17 protein-coding genes are annotated in these 17,779 nt (G+C 63.9%); 9 read left to right on the forward strand and 8 right to left on the reverse strand.

Annotation, left to right across the window (positions count from 1 at the left end; all coding sequences use genetic code 11):
• The first annotated feature begins 160 nt into the window (after window positions 1-160).
• From parE to AC0L20_RS00260, 4 genes are all read left to right on the forward strand, one after another.
• A complete protein-coding gene (gene parE, locus AC0L20_RS00245) occupies window positions 161-2,203 on the forward strand; it encodes a DNA topoisomerase IV subunit B (protein WP_473286870.1) in 2,043 nt (680 codons plus the stop codon).
• 467 nt (window positions 2,204-2,670) lie between these two features.
• Complete coding sequence (locus tag AC0L20_RS00250) at window positions 2,671-3,453, forward strand: outer membrane protein (RefSeq protein WP_473286874.1); 783 nt, start codon at window positions 2,671-2,673, stop codon at window positions 3,451-3,453.
• 221 nt (window positions 3,454-3,674) lie between these two features.
• A complete protein-coding gene (locus AC0L20_RS00255; RefSeq protein WP_007591540.1) occupies window positions 3,675-3,860 on the forward strand; it encodes a hypothetical protein in 186 nt (61 codons plus the stop codon).
• 21 nt (window positions 3,861-3,881) lie between these two features.
• Window positions 3,882-4,652 (forward strand): SDR family NAD(P)-dependent oxidoreductase, encoded by a 771-nt coding sequence (locus AC0L20_RS00260; RefSeq protein ID WP_473286876.1) that lies wholly within the window; start codon window positions 3,882-3,884, stop codon window positions 4,650-4,652.
• Window positions 4,653-4,761: 109 nt separating this feature from the next.
• On the opposite strand, the gene AC0L20_RS00265 is transcribed toward AC0L20_RS00260, so the two are convergent.
• Both AC0L20_RS00265 and AC0L20_RS00270 read right to left on the reverse strand, forming a co-directional pair.
• Window positions 4,762-5,529, reverse strand: coding sequence for an outer membrane protein (locus AC0L20_RS00265; protein WP_473286879.1), 768 nt, complete (start codon window positions 5,527-5,529; stop codon window positions 4,762-4,764).
• A gap of 179 nt (window positions 5,530-5,708) precedes the next feature.
• The gene (locus AC0L20_RS00270; RefSeq protein ID WP_473286881.1) at window positions 5,709-6,965 is read right to left on the reverse strand and encodes an FAD-dependent oxidoreductase; all 1,257 of its coding nucleotides are present in this window, start codon (window positions 6,963-6,965) and stop codon (window positions 5,709-5,711) included.
• 118 nt (window positions 6,966-7,083) lie between these two features.
• Here AC0L20_RS00270 and AC0L20_RS00275 point away from each other — a divergent pair, with 118 nt between their 5' ends.
• Window positions 7,084-7,218 (forward strand): hypothetical protein, encoded by a 135-nt coding sequence (locus AC0L20_RS00275; RefSeq protein ID WP_456764490.1) that lies wholly within the window; start codon window positions 7,084-7,086, stop codon window positions 7,216-7,218.
• 66 nt (window positions 7,219-7,284) lie between these two features.
• Here the strand turns inward: AC0L20_RS00275 and AC0L20_RS00280 are convergent, their stop codons facing one another.
• Window positions 7,285-8,799, reverse strand: coding sequence for a caspase family protein (locus AC0L20_RS00280; protein ID WP_473286884.1), 1,515 nt, complete (start codon window positions 8,797-8,799; stop codon window positions 7,285-7,287).
• Between the two features lie 210 nt (window positions 8,800-9,009).
• On the opposite strand from AC0L20_RS00280, the gene AC0L20_RS00285 reads away from it, so the two are divergent.
• From AC0L20_RS00285 to fabA, 4 genes are all read left to right on the forward strand, one after another.
• Window positions 9,010-9,975 (forward strand): AraC family transcriptional regulator, encoded by a 966-nt coding sequence (locus AC0L20_RS00285; protein ID WP_473286886.1) that lies wholly within the window; start codon window positions 9,010-9,012, stop codon window positions 9,973-9,975.
• Window positions 9,976-10,274: 299 nt separating this feature from the next.
• Complete coding sequence (locus AC0L20_RS00290; protein WP_456764492.1) at window positions 10,275-11,879, forward strand: DEAD/DEAH box helicase; 1,605 nt, start codon at window positions 10,275-10,277, stop codon at window positions 11,877-11,879.
• Window positions 11,880-12,044: 165 nt separating this feature from the next.
• Window positions 12,045-13,112: a GGDEF domain-containing protein gene (locus AC0L20_RS00295; protein WP_473286889.1), complete on the forward strand. Its 1,068-nt coding sequence runs from the start codon at window positions 12,045-12,047 to the stop codon at window positions 13,110-13,112.
• 108 nt (window positions 13,113-13,220) lie between these two features.
• Window positions 13,221-13,751: a bifunctional 3-hydroxydecanoyl-ACP dehydratase/trans-2-decenoyl-ACP isomerase gene (gene fabA / locus AC0L20_RS00300; RefSeq protein ID WP_473286892.1), complete on the forward strand. Its 531-nt coding sequence runs from the start codon at window positions 13,221-13,223 to the stop codon at window positions 13,749-13,751.
• A 3-nt stretch (window positions 13,752-13,754) separates the two neighbouring features.
• Here fabA and AC0L20_RS00305 read toward each other — a convergent pair whose 3' ends face one another.
• From AC0L20_RS00305 to sufD, 5 genes are all read right to left on the reverse strand, one after another.
• Window positions 13,755-14,210, reverse strand: a complete 456-nt coding sequence (locus AC0L20_RS00305) for a TfoX/Sxy family protein (protein WP_473286895.1) — start codon at window positions 14,208-14,210, stop codon at window positions 13,755-13,757.
• A 138-nt stretch (window positions 14,211-14,348) separates the two neighbouring features.
• Window positions 14,349-14,759 carry a HesB/IscA family protein gene (locus AC0L20_RS00310; RefSeq protein WP_007609828.1) on the reverse strand — a complete coding sequence of 137 codons (411 nt, stop codon included), beginning with the start codon at window positions 14,757-14,759 and terminating at the stop codon, window positions 14,349-14,351.
• Window positions 14,760-14,844: 85 nt separating this feature from the next.
• Window positions 14,845-15,216 (reverse strand): SUF system Fe-S cluster assembly protein, encoded by a 372-nt coding sequence (locus AC0L20_RS00315; RefSeq protein WP_007591551.1) that lies wholly within the window; start codon window positions 15,214-15,216, stop codon window positions 14,845-14,847.
• Window positions 15,213-16,460 carry a cysteine desulfurase gene (locus AC0L20_RS00320; RefSeq protein WP_247408656.1) on the reverse strand — a complete coding sequence of 416 codons (1,248 nt, stop codon included), beginning with the start codon at window positions 16,458-16,460 and terminating at the stop codon, window positions 15,213-15,215. Before AC0L20_RS00320 ends, AC0L20_RS00315 begins: the two co-directional genes overlap by 4 nt.
• Window positions 16,457-17,779, reverse strand: a complete 1,323-nt coding sequence (sufD, locus tag AC0L20_RS00325) for a Fe-S cluster assembly protein SufD (protein ID WP_473286897.1) — start codon at window positions 17,777-17,779, stop codon at window positions 16,457-16,459. The genes AC0L20_RS00320 and sufD overlap by 4 nt, the downstream gene beginning before the upstream one ends.

The raw sequence follows: 17,779 nt of genomic DNA on the forward strand, positions 1-17,779 counted from the left end.
CACATTGCCGGGAATTGATGGGGCTGCGGCGTAAAATCGCCGGGATTGGCTCCCAACCACACCGCCCGGCCCGCCCTGCGATAACCTTTCCAGGTCAGAAGTGGCATAGTCGGCCCAACCGATTCGCCGCTCATGCGGCCCTCAAAACGCATAAAGATATATGTCCAAGCAGTTGAAGCCCAAAGCAAAAGACGATTTTTTCGGCGGCGATGAGCCGAAGCCCCGCGCCGCCAAGGCGATCCCGCGCGCAGGCGGTGCCGAGGCCGACTACACCGCAGCCGACATCGAGGTCCTCGAAGGTCTGGAACCGGTGCGCCGCCGGCCCGGCATGTATATCGGCGGCACCGACGAGAAGGCGCTGCATCACCTCTTCGCCGAAGTCATCGACAACTCGATGGACGAGGCGCTCGCAGGGCATGCGACCTTCATCGGAGTCGAGTTGAGCGCGGACGGCTTCTTGACCGTCGCAGACAACGGCCGCGGCATCCCGATCGATCCGCATCCAAAATTCCCGAAGAAGTCGGCGCTCGAAGTCATCATGTGCACGCTGCACTCGGGCGGCAAGTTCGACTCCAAGGTTTACGAGACCTCGGGCGGCCTGCACGGCGTCGGCATCTCCGTGGTGAACGCCCTCTCCTCGCTGCTCGAGGTCGAGGTCGCGCGCAGCCAGAAACTCTACCGCATGACGTTCGAGCGCGGCCACCCGAAGGGCAAGCTCGAGGATCTCGGCAAGATCAACAACCGCCGCGGAACCCGCGTGCGCTTCAAGCCGGACACCGACATCTTCGGTGCGAAGGCAGCCTTCAAGCCGCAGCGCCTGTTCAAGATGACGCGTTCGAAGGCGTATCTGTTCGGCGGTGTCGAGATCCGCTGGAATTGCGCGCCCGAACTGCTCAAGGGCGTCGACGACGTTCCGGCGGAAGCGACGTTCCACTTTCCCGGCGGCCTCAAGGATTATCTGGCGGCCGCGATCCATGCCGACACGCTGGTGCATCCCGACATCTTCTCCGGCAAATCGGGCCGCAACGGCGCGCATGGCGCCTGCGAATGGGCGGTCGCCTGGACCGCGGATGCCGACGGCTTCCTGTCCTCCTACACCAACACCGTGCCGACGCCTGACGGCGGCACGCACGAATCCGGCCTGCGCAGCGCGCTGCTGCGCGGCCTCAAGGACCACGCCGAACGCGTCGGCCAGGGCAAGCGCGCGTCGTCCATTACGTCTGAAGACGTGATGGTGGGTGCAGCCGTGATGCTCTCGGTGTTCGTCCGCGAGCCTGAATTCCAGGGCCAGACCAAGGACCGTCTCGCCACCGCCGAAGCGCAGCGCATCGTCGAACAGGCGATGAAGGATCCGTTCGACCATTGGCTGTCGGGCAATCCGAACCAGGCCAACAGGCTGCTCGACTTCGTCGTCGACCGCGCCGAGGAGCGGCTGCGCCGCCGGCAGGAGAAGGAGACCGCGCGCAAGACCGCCGGCAAGAAGCTGCGCCTGCCGGGCAAGCTCGCCGATTGCAGCGATGCGGGTTTGGACGGCTCAGAACTCTTCATCGTCGAGGGAGACTCGGCCGGCGGCAGTGCCAAGCAGGCGCGCGACCGCAAAACCCAGGCCGTGCTGCCGCTGCGCGGCAAGATCCTCAACGTCGCGTCCGCCGGCAAGGACAAGCTGACGGCGAACACGCAGCTCGCCGACCTCGTGCAGGCGATCGGCTGCGGGATGCTCGCGCAGTATCGCGAGGAGGATCTGCGCTATCAGCGCATCATCATCATGACCGACGCCGATGTCGACGGTGCCCACATCGCTTCACTGCTGATCACCTTCTTCTATCGCCAGATGCCGCGGCTGATCGACGAAGGCCATCTCTTCCTCGCCGTGCCGCCGCTCTACAAGCTGACCAACGGCACGAAGTCCGTCTACGCCCGTGATGACGCGCACAAGGCAGCGCTGATCAAGAGCGAGTTCAACGCCAACGCCAAGGTCGAGGTCAATCGCTTCAAAGGCCTCGGCGAAATGATGCCGGCGCAGCTCAAGGAAACCACCATGGATCCGGCCAAGCGGACCATGCTGAAAGTGGTTCTGCTCGCTGACGACCGCGATACCACGGCGGATTCGGTGGAGCGGCTGATGGGCACCAAGGCCGAAGCGCGCTTCGCGTTCATCTCGGACAAGGCCGAATTCGCCAATGACGACCTGCTGGACGTCTGATCCGCAGGTGCTGCCCGGTCGCATCCCATCAAGAGCCCCGGCATGAATCCCGGGGCTCTTTTGTTTTTGGGGACGACAAGCGCCATTTCCCGACGACCCTGCCCGCCGATCCTGCCAACGGTTCGCCTCGACTTCGGTGATTCCCTGCCTCGTCGCATCGTGACTCGGCCAACGACTCACCCAGCCGGGCTGATGCAGGATTGCCTCCATTTCGGACAAAGCCGGATTTACTAACGAGAAGTTACCAAAATACAAATCGCAAAATTCGACGTAATACATTGATAATACAAGCCTATTTCAAATTTCCACGACGGTGCTCAGAATCCCTGCCGTGCGGCGTTTCCCGGCGACTGTGCCTGCTCTGCAACAGCATTTCGGAGAGAAGCAGGTATAGTCCGGGACATCAGATCACACGGACTTCAGTGCGCTCGCGCCTTCCAGACAGACCAAAGCTTGGGGATTTTAAGATGAAGAAGATTTTGCTCGCACTGACCGCGGTTGCCGCGATGACCGGTTCGGCCTCGGCCGCTGACCTTGGCGCCCGTCCCTACGTGAAGGCGCCGATGGCGGCTCCCGTCGCCAGCTGGACCGGCTTCTACCTCTTCGGCGGCGCCGGCGGCGGCCTCTCTGCCGCTGACCAGCGCGTGCAGACCACGGTCGGCGCAGTTCCCCTGACGATCGATCAGCGCCAGGGTGGCTCGGGCTGGTTCGGCACCGTCGGTCTCGGCTACGACTGGCAGTTCAGCGGCACCTGGGTCGCCGGCGTGTTCGCTGACGGTCAGTTCGGCAGCATCCGTGCTACCATTCAGGATCCGATCGCTGGCATCACCGGCAACCAGAAGCTGGAAGATTCCTGGGCCGCTGGTGTCCGCCTCGGCTGGCTGGTCGCTCCGAACGTTCTCTCCTACGTCAACGGCGGTTACTCGGGCGCTCACTTCGGCCAGACCAACTTCATGACCCTGGCCGGCGTGCCCGCCGGTATCCATCTCAACAGCTACAACCGCAATGGCTGGTTCATCGGCGGCGGCGTCGAGAACAACCTGAACATCTTCGGCATCCAGTCGCCCGGCTGGTTCATGAAGACCGAATATCGCTCGGCCTTCTACAACGCCAAGACCCAGAACGAACTGTTCGATGCTGGCAACGTCGTCGTCGGCCGCGACATCCGCGCCAACAGCTGGAACCAGACGATTTCCACCTCGCTGGTCTACCGCTTCAACTGGACCGGTCCGGTCGTCGCGAAGTACTGATCCGAACGCAAGTTCAGACGTCAAAGCCCCGGCATCGTCCGGGGCTTTTTCGTTGTACGGTGCTTCAGCGGACCTTGCGTATGGACATGCATCCGCCCTGCGGCCTGCATCAGCGGCCATTGTATCCGAACCACGGCTACGGCTAGTCTCCCGCCAAGTTTTCGGGCCGCGGCAATGGTCATGCCGCGTCACGACAGAAGCGGTCCCATGGGGAGGAATGCATGCGCAGATTTCTGCTTGTAGCAGGCCTGTTTGCCCTTGCCGTCGGGCTGCTCTGGATCGGACAGGGCACGGGCACCGTCGCGTGGCCGCGATCGAGCTTCATGGTCAACCAGTTGCAATGGGCCGGCTATGGCGCAGCCATGGCGGGCTTCGGGCTGGTGCTGATCTGGCAGAGCAACCAATAGAAGAAACCAGGGAATAGCAGCATGACAACCAGTCGGTTCGATCTCCGCGGCAAGGTCGCGATCGTCACGGGAGGCAATGGCGGCATCGGGCTCGGCATGGCCCGTGGCCTCGCCGATGCCGGCGCCAACATCGCCGTGGTCGGACGCAACGAAACCAAATCTGCCGCCGCCATCGCCGACCTCAGTCAACGCGGTGTGAAGGCGATCAGTGTTCCCACCGACGTTACCGACAAGGCTGCCATCGCCGCGATGGTCGAGCGTGTCGTCGGGGATCTCGGCCGCATCGACATCCTCATCAACAATGCCGGCATGAGCATCCGCAAGCCGCCGCACGAGCTCGAGCTCGACGAATGGAATACGGTGATCAACACCAACCTCACCAGCGCCTTCCTATGCTCGAAGCTGGCCTATCCCGCGCTGAAGGCGTCCGGCAACGGCAAGGTGATCAACATCGGCTCGATGATGTCGATCTTCGGCGCGAGCTTCGCAACGGCCTATGCGGCGAGCAAGGGCGGCATCGTTCAGTACACGCGCGCCTGCGCCAATGCGTGGGCGCCCGACAACATCCAGGTCAATGCCATCCTTCCCGGCTGGATCGACACCGACCTGACCCGCGGTGCGCGGCAGCAGGTATCGGGATTGCACGAGCGGGTGCTGGCACGCACGCCGGCGGGGCGGTGGGGCGACATCGACGACTTCGCCGGCATCACCGTGTTCCTTGCCTCGTCCGCCTCCAACTTCGTCACCGGCACCGCGATCCCCGTCGATGGCGGGTTCTCGGTGATGGCGTAGGCCGTACGCCAGAAACCTGCACACAAAAAAGAAGCCCCGGACAATGCCGGGGCTTTTGAATTTGGGCAGTGATTGTCTTTTATGGTTGCTTGGTCGTTCGTTGACCCACTCAGTAGCGGGCGATGACAGGCGCGTCGAACTTGTAGCTGGCGCGCACGACGGCCCACTGGAGGTCGCGCGGCTTGGCATCGAAGCTGTAATTGCCCGACGTGCCGCCAAGTTGATAGGTCTGGCTGGTGAAGGCTGCGTAGTTGTATTCGAGGCCGACGATCCAGTTGCGGGTGATGCCGTATTCCCAACCGGCACCGACGGTCCAGCCGTTGGCCCAATGGGTCTGACCGCCAGAACCGGTAGCCACGCCGACGGTGTCGGTGACCGACAGACGGTTGTTCACGCCGGCATAGCCGCCCTTGATGTAGAACAGGTTGTTCTGCACGGCGAAGCCCGCGCGACCGACGACGGTGGCAAGCACATTGGCGCGCCAGGAGAACACGTCGTCACCGGCGCCAAACGCGGTGTTCAGGAACGAGCCCTTGTTGTCGAGGCCCGAGATCGTGCCTTCCATACCGAACACGTAGTTGTTGGCCTGCCAGTTGTAGCCGATCTGGGCGCCACCCAGGATGCCGGAGTTGCGCTGACGGTAGCCCTGCCCCGGGGTCAGATCGCCGAACGGCGCGCCGGTCCCGTTGTTGATGAACTGCTCGTTGGTCCATGCGCCGCCGATGTGGCCGCCGACATAGAAGCCGGTCCAGTTGAACAGCGGCTCCGCATAGGCGGGCGCCTTCGTGTAACGCGAACCGAGATCGGCGGCGGAAGCGGCGCCGGTCGAAACCAGTGCGGTCGTGCAGGCGAAGGCGGCAATCAACTTGTTACGCATGGTACACCCCGTGTTCTTTGATGGGTGCACGCTCACACGCAGTTCTTACTCAAATTTGAATCAAGACAGTTAAGAAGTCGGATTGGCAAGCAGTGCGCCTTCAATCCGTTTGCGCTGTTGCACGCAGGCCACGCGCCGAGCGCGATTTAACGCGGCGTTATCCCTACCGGGTCCTTGCGCTACGATGCCGGCACAGCCTTCGACTGCACGTGCTCGGGCCGGACGCCAAGCGCGAGCAGGCGCGCCGGAATACCCTGGAGCCACGGCACCGCGGTGATGAGGCGCACGATCAGCGGCACTTTCAGCGGCCGGTCGCCGCCCTGCAAGGCGCCACTGATGATGTTGTTCTGCACGATCATCTGCATTCGCTGCGTCATCTTCACCGGGAATTCGCGGCGACGGCGCACGGCATCGAGCTCCTCCTCCGACGGGCAGCCGTTTTGCAGCTTCTCCGCCAGCAAATTTGCGGTCGCGACCGCATCCTGCACGGCGAGATTGACGCCGACGCCGCCGACCGGCGACATCGCATGTGCGGCATCGCCGATGAGAAGCAGGCCTGGCTGCGTCCACCGCTTCAGGCGGTTGATTGCGACGGTCAGCAGTTTGAAATCGTCGAAGCTCTTCACATCGGCAATGCCGCTCTTCAGGATCGGCGCCATGCGAACGACGTCGTCGAGCAGCGCCTGCAATCCCCTCGCCTTCACCGCGTCGTATTGTCCCTTGGCGATGACATAGGCGCATTGCCAATAGTCGCCGCGGTCGAAGGTGATCATCATCTTGCCGGGCTCGACGCGCGCGAACACGTTCTCGGTCTCGTGCGCCTTGCGGCCAACGCGAAACCACAGCACGTCCATTGGCGCGCCGATCTCCTCGACCTCGAGGCCGGAATGCTCTCGCACGGTCGAATGCCGGCCGTCACAGGCGATGGTGAGATCGGCTTCGATGTCCACGATGCCATCAGGCGTATTCGCCCGCACGCCGGCGATGGTCTCGCCGCGGCGGATCAGATCGACCGCTTCCGTGTTCATCATCACCTTCAGCGAGGCGAAGCGCTGGCCGGCCTCGCGCAGGAAATTCAGGAAATCCCATTGCGGCATAAAGGCAATGAAGGGGTACTTGGTGCGGAGGCGGCTGAGATCGGCGATGCGAACGGGGGTACCGCCGAACAGGCCGTCCATCTTTTGCAAACGCTGATGCGGCAACTTCAGGAATCCGTCGATCAGACCGAGCTCGTCCATCACCTCGAGCGTCGAGGGATGCACGGTGTCGCCGCGGAAGTCGCGGAAGAAATCCGCATGCTTCTCCAGCACCACGACATCGATGCCGGCGCGCCCAAGGAGATAGCCGAGCATCATGCCGGCCGGTCCACCGCCAACGATGCAACAGCGGACCTTCACCGAGGAGCCATGGGGATGCGGCGACGTATTGGGGTTCACGGCCGGGTCCTCATTACGGGTCAAGGTTTGCGTGCACTGCAGCAAGCAAGATTCATTTGCCGCAGTTGTGAATGGCCGTTAGCCTTGCTGTCAATTCCGACTCATTCAGGAAATTGCAGTGCAGACAATCCTCATACTGCTCGGCGTCTGGATCCTGATCAACGTGCTTTTCGTCTTGATCATGATCGCACCGCGCAGGCCGCCGCTTGCGCCGGTGCGCATCGAACACAACGGTTATCCTTACGAGGAGTAGGACAAGCTCAAGCGCTTCATCAGGAAGCGGGTGGCAAAAGCGTGCGCGACGCCTTCGCCCGCTTCATCAGTTGTTGCTGCGGTTCGCGCTGCGGAAGCTCTTGATCTCCGACACGCTGCCGTCGCGGTAGGTCAGCTCCACCGAGATGAACTGCGTTGCCGGCGCGAGCTTCATGTAGAGCGGCATGCCGGCGCTGATCGCGCTGGGGTCGCGCATGTCGCAGCCCGGCATCTTCAAGACTTGGTTCGGAACGGCGGTGTCGATGCCGATGCGCACCTCGCGGATGGCGCAGCGGTAGGACACGAGGTGCGTGTAGTAGACCAGCAGCCCGTTGAACTCGCGGAATGACAGCCAGCTCGTCGCGGTCATGTCGAGGATCTTGCGCTGGTCGCGGATCAGCGCGGCTTCGGGATCGAACCTGATCGGGAACGGGCCCTGCATGTCACCGGACTGGTCGACATAGCGGACCTCGATGGTGCCGGCCTGCGCGTCCGGCGGCAATTCGATCGAGGGGTTCGGCATCCTCTTGCGCGTGCGCGGGTCGAGCGTATCGATGAAGCCGGTTTCGCGGAAGTCGCCATTGCCGGCCATGCGCCAGGAAACGCCGAGCGTCGGATCGGCGAAGGAGAACACCACGCTCCAGCCGCCATTGTGACGCGAGAAGCTCGCGATCGGCGCGTTGGTGGTCTCCTCCTTCGGCACGCGCGGCACCGAGACCGGTGGCAGCGCCGCGAGCTTCTGCGCCGGCGGATCGGCCGGGCGCGCCGCGGCATCCTTGGCGATGCCGCTGAGGAAAACGTCGTCGACCATCTGATCGAAATAGACCGGCACCTGCCTGTGCTTGACGGTGTCGGCCATCTCGGCAACGAGACGGCGCGTACGCTGCGCCACTTGCACGAGGTTCTCACCGGGCTGGAGCAGCTCCTTGGCGAAGGTGCGCGTGAACACCGAATTGGGATTGGCGTCATCGTTGGAGAGGCGATCGAGCGCGGTCTGGCGCGGGCCCGCCGAGAAGACCGAGAACACGCCTTCGGGCAGCTGTACCATCGGGGCAAGCCCGCCACCACCGGAGACGGCGCGGGTACCCTTGCGCTCGAACGGGTTGTTGCGGCAGGCATCGAACACCAGGATCGAGGTTCGCGCCTTCTTGTTCTGGAGGCGCTCGACGATGCGATCGGCCAGGATTGAGGCGTCACGCACCAGCTCTTCCTGCCCTTCCGTCGCCGCCGGCACGTCCGTGGGCAGCAGATAGTTCTGGCCTGCGATTTCGAAGCCGTGGCCGGCATAGAAGAAGAATGCGGTGTCGCCGGGCTCGATCGTCCGATCGAACGCGAGCAGCGTCTCCGAAAACTGCTGCCGGCTCTGGTTTTCGGCGACCATCACCGAGAATCCGAGCTGCTTCAGCGTATCGCCCATGGTGCGGGCGTCGTTGACCGCCTTGAGCAGCTTCGGAACGTTCCTGTAGTCGTTGTTGCCGACGACGAGCGCGACGCGCTTCTCGGCACAGGCGGGAAGCGCGAAACCGCTGAGGCCGGCCGCGAGGCCAAGCGCTGCCAGTACTCTGAAAAGCCGACGTGTCATCGAAAATCCCTCAAGAACGGCCCACGCCGGTTCCTTCGAACAGCGGTTCATGGGAACCGCGTCGTTGATGTGATAGTCGGCCCAGCCATAGCGCTGGTTCAACAGCCCTGAGGACTCAGGTCTGTCGTCTAGCCTATGGTAGATGCCACCGGAATTTGCTTTTTCTCGGTCAATTCTTGTGGGCAATTCCGCTGGAAGCGAGGGGACGCCGTGTATCGCTGGTGCACCGACGAGGTCGAGCCGCACGACCGCTTCGACTTTTGGCGCGAGGTGCGCGCCAAGGGCCTGTTCGGCGTCACCGCCGAACTCGAGCGCGAACGCCGCGCGGACTTCTTCGGCGAATTCTCGCTGTGTCAGCTTGGCGGAGCCGGCCTCGTCGAGCTGAAGGCTTCGCATTACACGGTCGAGCGCAGCATGACCGACATCGCTGACGCGCCGGGCGACAGCCTCTGCATCTATCAGCAGCTCGGCAGCGGCGCCTGGTTCGGCGGCATGCGCGGCAGCGACTTCACGATCGCCAATGGCAGCTTCGCCACCAGCCATACCGACCAGCCCTATCGCGCCGCGCCGCTGGGCGCGGGAGGCTTCCACCTGCGGATCCTGAAGATTCCCGTGAGCGGCCTCTCCACGCAGGACAAGCGCGTGCGCGAGCTTGCGCCCCGGACGTTCGACGATTCCACCCTGGCGCCCCTGCTCGACGCCTGCTTTGCCGATCTCGGTACGGTTGCCGCGGGTGATGACGGCGCCGCCGATGCCGCCCCCCTCGTCCAGGCTTTAGCCCATCTGGCACTGATCGAGCGCGGCATCCTGCGGCCCGGCAGCCGCCTCGGGCAGGCCGCGCTGCGGATCGCCCGGCTCTCGCTGGCACGGCGCCTGATCGCGCGTCACCTGCAAGACCCGGATATGGCGCCAACGATGGTGGCCGACCGTCTCGGCGTGTCGGTCCGTCACCTGCACATGCTGTTCGAAGGCGCAGCCAAGAGTTTTTCGCAAACCGTGACGGAGGAACGCCTGAACCAGAGCCGCCGCCTAATGCGCGAAGCCCCGGACCGGCTGATCGCCGACATCGCGACCGCCTGCGGCTTCGACAGCCTCGCGACCTATTACAGGGTCTTCAACGCCGCCTATGGGATGGCCCCCGGCGACTTCCGCGCCCAGGGTCCGGAAGGGCGTTAGCCGACGTTTGGGCAGCTCCGGCCGACCGCTGGATTGGCCCGAAAACCGCAGCCTCGCCCGCTATTTGAGCGAAAACCTCAGGTTTTTTAGGGTCTTCCCGCGGCTGCTCCATTGACTTTGGCCGATTCCCGCCTATGTTCCGGGTCGACGCGGCTCGGTATCGAAGAGCGATTCCTGAGCTTGGCGCTTTGTTCGCGTGAGTCAGCACCCCCAGCTTCTTTGAGAGCGCGCCGTTTTGGGGTGGAACGCGACAGCCTTATTACCCTCGAATCCGAACGGCGGTTTCGACCAGAGGCTCAATGTCTTTTACCCATCTCGGACTATCCGAAAAAGTCCTCGCCGCAGTGGCGGCCACCGGTTACACCACCCCCACCCCCATTCAGGAACAGGCGATCCCTCACGTCCTCGCTCGCAAGGACGTTCTCGGCATCGCCCAGACCGGCACCGGCAAGACCGCGGCCTTCGTGCTGCCGATGCTCACCATTCTCGAAAAGGGCCGCGCCCGGGCGCGCATGCCGCGCACGCTGATCCTTGAGCCGACCCGCGAACTCGCGGCGCAGGTGAAGGAAAACTTCGACCGTTACGGCGTGGGCCAGAAACTCAACGTCGCCCTCCTGATCGGCGGCGTTTCCTTCGGCGACCAGGATGCCAAGCTGACGCGCGGTGTCGATGTGCTGATCGCCACTCCCGGCCGCCTGCTCGACCACACGGAGCGCGGCGGCCTGCTGCTCACCGGCGTCGAGCTGCTCGTCATCGACGAAGCCGACCGCATGCTGGACATGGGCTTCATTCCCGACATCGAGCGCGTCTGCAAGCTCGTCCCGTTCACGCGGCAGACCCTGTTCTTCACCGCGACCATGCCGCCGGAGATCCGGCGCATCACCGAGACCTTCCTGCACAATCCGCAGAAGATCGAGGTATCGAAGCCCGCCACCACCGCTGTCACCGTTACGCAGTGTCAGGTCCCGGCCGGGCGCGAGGCGCACGAGAAGCGCGAGCTGCTTCGCCGACTGCTCCGCGAGGCCAAGGATCTCCAGAACGCGATCATCTTCTGCAATCGCAAGCGCGATGTCGCCGTCGTTCACAAATCGCTGCAAAAGCACGGCTTCAGCGTCGGCGCGCTGCACGGCGACATGGATCAGTCGGCCCGCACGGCGGCGCTCGAACAGTTCCGCAAGGGCGAGCTGCCGCTGCTGGTCGCGTCCGACGTCGCCGCCCGCGGCCTCGACATCCCCGAGGTCAGCCACGTCTTCAATTTCGACGTTCCCCACCATCCCGACGACTATGTCCACCGCGTCGGCCGCACCGGTCGCGCAGGCCGGTCCGGCATGGCGATCTCGCTCGTCACGCCGCCCGACCAGAAGTCGATGGTGGCGATCGAGAAGCTGATCGGCCAGAGCATTCCGCGCGCCGAAGGCGATTTCGAAGTCCGCACCGATGCTTCCGATGCGAGCGAGCGTCCGCGCGAGCAGCGCGGCCGTGAACGTTCACGCGGCGGACGCGGCAAGCCGCAACGCGGTCGCGATCGTGAGCGCAGCCAGGAGCCGCGCGAAGCGCGTGGCGAGGCACAGCCTTCAGCCGAAGCACGGTCCGCTCCCGAGGCAAGGTTGGCTTCCGAAGCAAGGCCCGCTTCCGAAGCACGGCCCGCGCGCGAGGCCAGGCCTCCACGTGAAGCCAGATCTTCGCGTGAAGCCAGACCTTCGCGTGAAGCCAGGCCTCCGCGCGAAGCCAAGCCATCATCCGAGCCGCGTGACGGTGCGCGCCAGCAGGCCAATCCGTCGCATGTGCCGTCGATCGGCCGTCCCGAGCCGCGCCGCCAACGCGAGGCCGACAGCGAGCCGGGCGACCACTCGCATCTGCCGGCCTTTCTGCTGCGTCCGGTTCGCTCCCCAGCCGGCGCCTGAAGCCCGATGTGCGCCCGGCTTTGGTTGAAATAAAGCTGCGCGCACTTTTTTGGACGTATTCGTGGACGTATATTTACGGGGCGTTCACGATCGTCCGTTAGCCTACGAACATAATTTAAGTATTGCTGCGGTCGACGGCACGCCGATCGCTGTGGGGTATGTTCCGTGGTCAAGGTGCTCGACGAACACGAACGCACGATGGCGTTCGCCGAGGTAGCGCTCGGTCAGATCCGATCGCTACGACAGACGGCAATTCCCCGCAATTACGAGATCTGGTTCGTCTACGCCACCGGCTACAACGCCCCGCTCAACAAGATCATCAACGAGACACTGGCGCGGAGCGGCAAGCTGACCGAAGCCGATCTCGATCAGATCTACGAGACCTACCTCTCCCACATCAAGACCACCGACCGCATCGACAAGGTCGGCGCGCGCGTCATCGGCGAGATCGACGACGTGATGAAGGTACTCGGTGACGCGCTCGGGATGACCGGCTCCTACGATGCCAGCCTGTCGGGCGCGACCGAAAAGCTCTCATCGGCCGAGAGCCGCGAGCAGCTCAAGTCGATCGTCGAGACGCTGCTGCATTCGACCAGCGAGATGCGCGAGACCAACAAAGCGCTGGAAGACCGGCTGACGCTGTCGAAGAGCGAGATCAGCAACCTCCAGCAGAGCCTGGAGGCGATCCGCGCCGAGAGCCTGACCGATCCGCTGACGGGGCTCGGCAACCGCAAATATTTCGATCGCATGATCGACATGGCCGTGCAAGGCGCGCTCGCCTCCGGCGAGCCGCTGTCGCTGCTGCTGGTCGACATCGATCATTTCAAGTCGTTCAACGATTCCTACGGCCATCTCACAGGCGACCAGGTGCTGCGGCTGGTCGGCCTGTCGCTGAAGCAGACCATCAAGGGCCAGGACATCACCGCGCGCTATGGCGGCGAGGAATTCGCGGTCGTGCTGCCCAACACCGCGCTGCGCCAGGCCCTCACGGTGGCCGATCACATCCGCCGCGCGGTGATGGCCAAGGAACTGAAAAAGAAGTCCACCGGCGAAATCCTCGGCCGCGTCACCATCTCCGTCGGCGTCTCCATGCTCAAGCAGGGCGACGACACCGACGCGCTGATCGAACGCGCGGATGCCTGCCTCTACGCCGCCAAACGCAACGGCCGCAACCGCGTGATCTGCGAGGCCGATCCGGAATTCGCGGTCGAGACGCACAACCGGGTGGCGTGACGCCGAAGCTGCGCGCCGCCACCTGCGCTTGACATTCTGGCCTGACGAACGACATCTCCCTCGCCGTCTTGAGGCGTCCGACTGCGCGCATCCGGAGGACTTGTCGTCTTGCCCAACCCGCATGATTTTCACACGCCGCAACCGTCCTACACCAGGGACGACCTGCTGAGATCGAGCGAGGGCGGCTATTTCGGCCCGGGCAATGCGCAATTGCCGGCGCCGCCGATGCTGATGATGGATCGCATCACGGAGATCAGCCTGGACGGCGGCGAGTTCGGCAAGGGCCATATCGTCGGCGAGCTCGACATCGCGCCGGGCCATTGGTTCTTCGATTGCCACTATCGCGGCGATGCCACGATGCCAGCGTCTCTGGGGCTGGATGCCATGTGGCAGATGGTCGGCTACTGGCTGGGATGGTCGGGCTCGCCGGGCAAGGGCCGCGCGATCGGCGTCGGCGAGGTCGCGTGCACGGGCGAGGTTACACCGGACACACGATGCGTGCGCTACGAGGTCGCCATGCGGATGGTCCGGCGCGGCAAGCTGGTGCTCGGAATTGCCGACGGTCGCGTGCTTGCCGACGGCACCTGCGTCTTCACTGCCAAGGACATGCGGGTTGGTCTGACCAAGGCCGTGGATTGAACCTCAAGCCCTTCGCGTGGCGCGCTTGCGGGCCGGGCTCTTCTTGCCGACTTTCTTCGGCGCTTTCGCAGGCTTGGCGACCTTCTTGGCCGGCTTGTTCGCCGCCTTCTTCGGTGTCTTCTTGGCCTTGGGCCGCTTCTTCACCTTGGCGCGCTGGGCGGCGGCGAGCGCGGCCCTCGCCCATTGCGCGAGTTCCGCGGAATCGTCGAACAGGCGGGCCGGCAGCTCCCAATAGGAGTTCACCACCACGGTCTTGGCGCGGGTCGAGTATTGGAACGGCTTCGAGCCTTCCGCTTCAAAGTCCGGGATGGTCATCTCGTCGGCGCGAAAGAATAGGCCGGCGCGCAGAGACAGCGCGAAGTTGACGCCGTCGGCGGAGATGCCGTAGCCGGAGAACATTTTCCGGATGGCGACGGGGCCGAAATCGGCGAACAGGTCGATCAGGAATTCGCGGTCCATGGCAGGATTCCCGGGGCGAGCAGCCCAGCGCGTTCATACCACCGCCGTCATTGCGAGCGAAGCGAAGCAATCCAGGCTGTCGACGCGGAGACAGTCTGGATTGCTTCGTCGCAAGTGCTCCTCGCAATGACGGAAAAACTACCCGTCGATCTGCGCCGGGCGCAGCTCGACCGACTCACCGCAGCCGCAGGCGGAGATCTGGTTGGGGTTGTTGAAGACGAACTGGGCCTGCATCTTGTCGGCCTTGTAGTCCATCTCGGTGCCGAGCAGGAACAGCACAGCCTTCGGATCGACCAGGATCTTGACGCCCTTGTCCTCGACGACCTCGTCGGTCGGGCGGACATCATGGGCGTATTCGACGGTGTAGGACTGACCGGCACAGCCGCCGTTCTTGACGCCGACGCGCAGGCCCACGATCTCGGAATCGGCCCGCTGGGTCAGCTCGCTGATGCGCTGGGCAGCAGCGTCCGTCAGCCGCATCACCTGCGGGCGGGGCCGCCGCGGCTTTGGAGTGGATGCTGGTGTCGAGCCCGACGATATCTGTGTCATGTCAATAATGTGGTCCGTTGCCGAGCGAATTCAATGCCAAGGATCCAACAAGGATCTAACGAGTATCTAAAGCCAAGATTACGCGTCACCACATGTTGAGCACGAGGCGGGCCTCGTCGCTCATGCGTTCCGGCGTCCAGGCCGGCTCCCAGACCACCTTGACGTCGACCACGCCGACGCCGGGGACGCTGGCAACCGCGTTCTCGACCATCGTCGGAAGCTCGCCGGCGGCCGGACAATTCGGCGTCGTCAGGGTCATTTGCACGTCGACCGAGCGATCGTCCTTGATCTCGACCTTGTAGATCAGGCCGAGCTCGTAGATATCGGCCGGGATTTCCGGGTCGAACACGGTCTTGAGCCCGGCGATGATCTCGGTGGTGAGACGCTCGGTCTCCTCAGGCGGCAGCGCCGACTGGGTTTCCATCGGATTGGCTTTGATTTCTGCCGTGTCACTCATGCGAACAAATCCCGCGCTTTCAGCAGCGCCTGTGCCAGATGATCGACTTCTTCCCGCGTATTATACATGCCGAACGACGCCCGGCATGTGGCTGTGACGTTGAACCGCTCTAAAAGCGGCATCACGCAATGGGTGCCGGCGCGCACCGCGATGCCCTGGCGGTCGATCACGGTGGCGACGTCATGGGCGTGGGCGCCCTTGAGCTCAAAAGAGATCACCGGGCCCTTGCCCCGCGCCGTGCCGATCAGCCGCAGCGAGTTGATCTCGCGCAGCTTGTCCTGGGCGTAGGTGACGAGATCGTGCTCGTGCGCGGCGATACGCTCCTTGCCGATCGAATTGACGTAGTCGATGGCGGCGCCAAGCCCGACCGCCTCGACGATCGCCGGCGTGCCGGCCTCGAATTTGTGCGGGGGATCGCCGTAGGTGACGATGTCGCGCGAGACCTCGCGGATCATCTCGCCGCCGCCGTTGAACGGGCGCATCGCGACGAGGTGGTCGTACTTGGCCCAGAGCACGCCGATGCCGGTCGGACCGTAGACTTTATGGCCGGTGAAGACGTAGAAGTCGCAGCCAAGGTCCTGGACGTCGACGGGCAGATGCACGGCGCCCTGGCTGCCGTCGACCAGCACGGGGATGCCGCGGGCGTGCGCGATCTTCACGACGTCCTTGACCGGGACGATGGTGCCGAGCGCATTCGACATCTGCGTGATCGCGACCAGCTTGGTCTTCGATGTCAGCAGCTTCTCGAATTCCTCGATGAGGAAATTGCCCTCGTCGTCGACGGGCGCCCATTTGATCACGGCACCATGGCGTTCCCTGAGGAAATGCCAGGGCACGATGTTGGAGTGGTGCTCCATGATCGAGATGACGATCTCGTCGCCTTCTTTGATGTTCGGTTCACCCCAGGACGAGGCGACGAGATTGATTGCCTCGGTCGCATTGCGGGTGAAGATCACTTCCTCGGTCCGGGCAGCGTTGATGAACTGCGCCACCTTGGTGCGGCCGCCCTCATAGGCTTCGGTCGCGGCGTTGGCGAGGTAATGCAGGCCGCGGTGCACGTTGGCGTATTCGGAGGTGTAGGCCTGCGTCATGCGATCGAGCACGGCACTCGGCTTCTGCGCGGAAGCCGCGTTATCGAGATAGACCAGCGGCTTGCCATAGATCTGCATGGCCAGCGCCGGAAAATCCTGGCGCACGCGCGCGACGTCGTAAGAGCCGTTCTTGACTGCCGGATGCGTGCTCATTGGCGCCGCTCCAGCCAGCGCTCGGCAATCCCGATCACGTGCTCGCGCAGATCATCGTCGGCGATCTGCTCGATCGCCTCGCCCACGAAGGCCTGGATCAGCAGCGCCTGGGCCTGCTTCTCGGGCAGGCCGCGCGCCTTCAGATAGAACAGCAGACTGTCGTCGAGCGCGCCGGCGGTGGCGCCATGGCCGCAGGAGACGTCGTCAGCGAAGATCTCGAGTTCGGGCTTGTTGTCGGCTTCCGCCTCGTCCGAGAGCAGCAGCGCACGGATCATCATCTTGCCGTCGGTCTTCTGTGCATCGGGCCGAACGATGATGCGGCCCTGGAACACCGAATGGGCGCGGTCGTCGATCACGGCGCGGAAAACTTCCCGACTGACGCAGTTCGGCACGGCATGGTCGACGACCAACGTCGTATCGCCATGTTCGGTCTTCTGCAACAGGTTCACGCCGTTGACGGAAAGCTCGCTGCCTTCGCCCGCCAGCGTGATGAAGCCTTGCAGGCGGCTGACCGCAGCACCGGTGGTCATGTTGAAGAAATTGAGCTTCGTGTTCGCACCGACCGTGACGAACTGCGAGGTGATGTTCACCGCATCCGGCGAATCGTCCATCAGGCGGATATGAGCGACATCGGCGTTGTCGCCGACCCAGAGGATCACCGCGTCGTTGACCTGGTAGGCGCTCGTCTTTCCAGCCGCGACGAAGCTTTCAATGATCGTCGCCCGGGCGCCCTTGCCGATACGCAGATGCGAGCGCGTGAACGATGAGGCCGAAGATGCGGTCGCGACATGAATAAGTTGGACGGGGGCGGACGGCTGCGCGCCATCAGCGACCGAGATCACCACGCCGTCAGTCGCCATCGCCGCATTGAGCGAGATCACGGCGTCGCTTGAAATGGTCTGCAGGAGATCGGCAGCGGCGGGATTGGCCTTGTTCTCCAGCACCTCACGCAGCGTCTTGACGCTCACCTCGGAGCCGAGTTCCTTCAGGTCCGACAAATCGGCCGCGAACACGCCGTCGACCAGCACCAGCTTGGGGGCGCCTCCAATCGCGTGCGCCTTCACCGCCTCCGCAGCGCGCTTCAACGCAGCCGCATTGGGCGCAGCCGCCAGCGGCAACACCTCGCCGACCAGCGCGCGCAGATCGGTGTATTTCCATTCCTCGATCCGGCGGTGCGGCAGGCCGAGACGCTCATAGGTCTCGAACGCCTCGCGGCGCACAGCGATCACGGAAGGCGAACCCGGCAGACGGCCTTCGGCGCTGGCGAACAGATCGCTCACCGCGCGGCCGTTTCCGGTCTTTGCCACAGCAACGTTCAT

It is taken from the genome of Bradyrhizobium sp. Kon58, from assembly GCF_055807455.1.

Excerpts from the sequence above, each read along its gene's own strand:
- AC0L20_RS00250 (WP_473286874.1), top strand. The coding sequence starts at position 2,671 with ATGAAGAAGATTTTGCTCGCACTGACCGCGGTTGCCGCGATGACCGGT.
- AC0L20_RS00320 (WP_247408656.1), bottom strand. The coding sequence starts at position 16,460 with ATGAGCACGCATCCGGCAGTCAAGAACGGCTCTTACGACGTCGCGCGC.
- AC0L20_RS00280 (WP_473286884.1), bottom strand. The coding sequence starts at position 8,799 with ATGACACGTCGGCTTTTCAGAGTACTGGCAGCGCTTGGCCTCGCGGCC.
- sufD (WP_473286897.1), bottom strand. The coding sequence starts at position 17,779 with ATGAACGTTGCTGTGGCAAAGACCGGAAACGGCCGCGCGGTGAGCGAT.
- AC0L20_RS00265 (WP_473286879.1), bottom strand. The coding sequence starts at position 5,529 with ATGCGTAACAAGTTGATTGCCGCCTTCGCCTGCACGACCGCACTGGTT.
- AC0L20_RS00310 (WP_007609828.1), bottom strand. The coding sequence starts at position 14,759 with ATGACACAGATATCGTCGGGCTCGACACCAGCATCCACTCCAAAGCCG.
- AC0L20_RS00260 (WP_473286876.1), top strand. The coding sequence starts at position 3,882 with ATGACAACCAGTCGGTTCGATCTCCGCGGCAAGGTCGCGATCGTCACG.
- AC0L20_RS00305 (WP_473286895.1), bottom strand. The coding sequence starts at position 14,210 with ATGGACCGCGAATTCCTGATCGACCTGTTCGCCGATTTCGGCCCCGTC.
- parE (WP_473286870.1), top strand. The coding sequence starts at position 161 with ATGTCCAAGCAGTTGAAGCCCAAAGCAAAAGACGATTTTTTCGGCGGC.
- AC0L20_RS00290 (WP_456764492.1), top strand. The coding sequence starts at position 10,275 with ATGTCTTTTACCCATCTCGGACTATCCGAAAAAGTCCTCGCCGCAGTG.
- AC0L20_RS00315 (WP_007591551.1), bottom strand. The coding sequence starts at position 15,216 with ATGAGTGACACGGCAGAAATCAAAGCCAATCCGATGGAAACCCAGTCG.
- AC0L20_RS00255 (WP_007591540.1), top strand. The coding sequence starts at position 3,675 with ATGCGCAGATTTCTGCTTGTAGCAGGCCTGTTTGCCCTTGCCGTCGGG.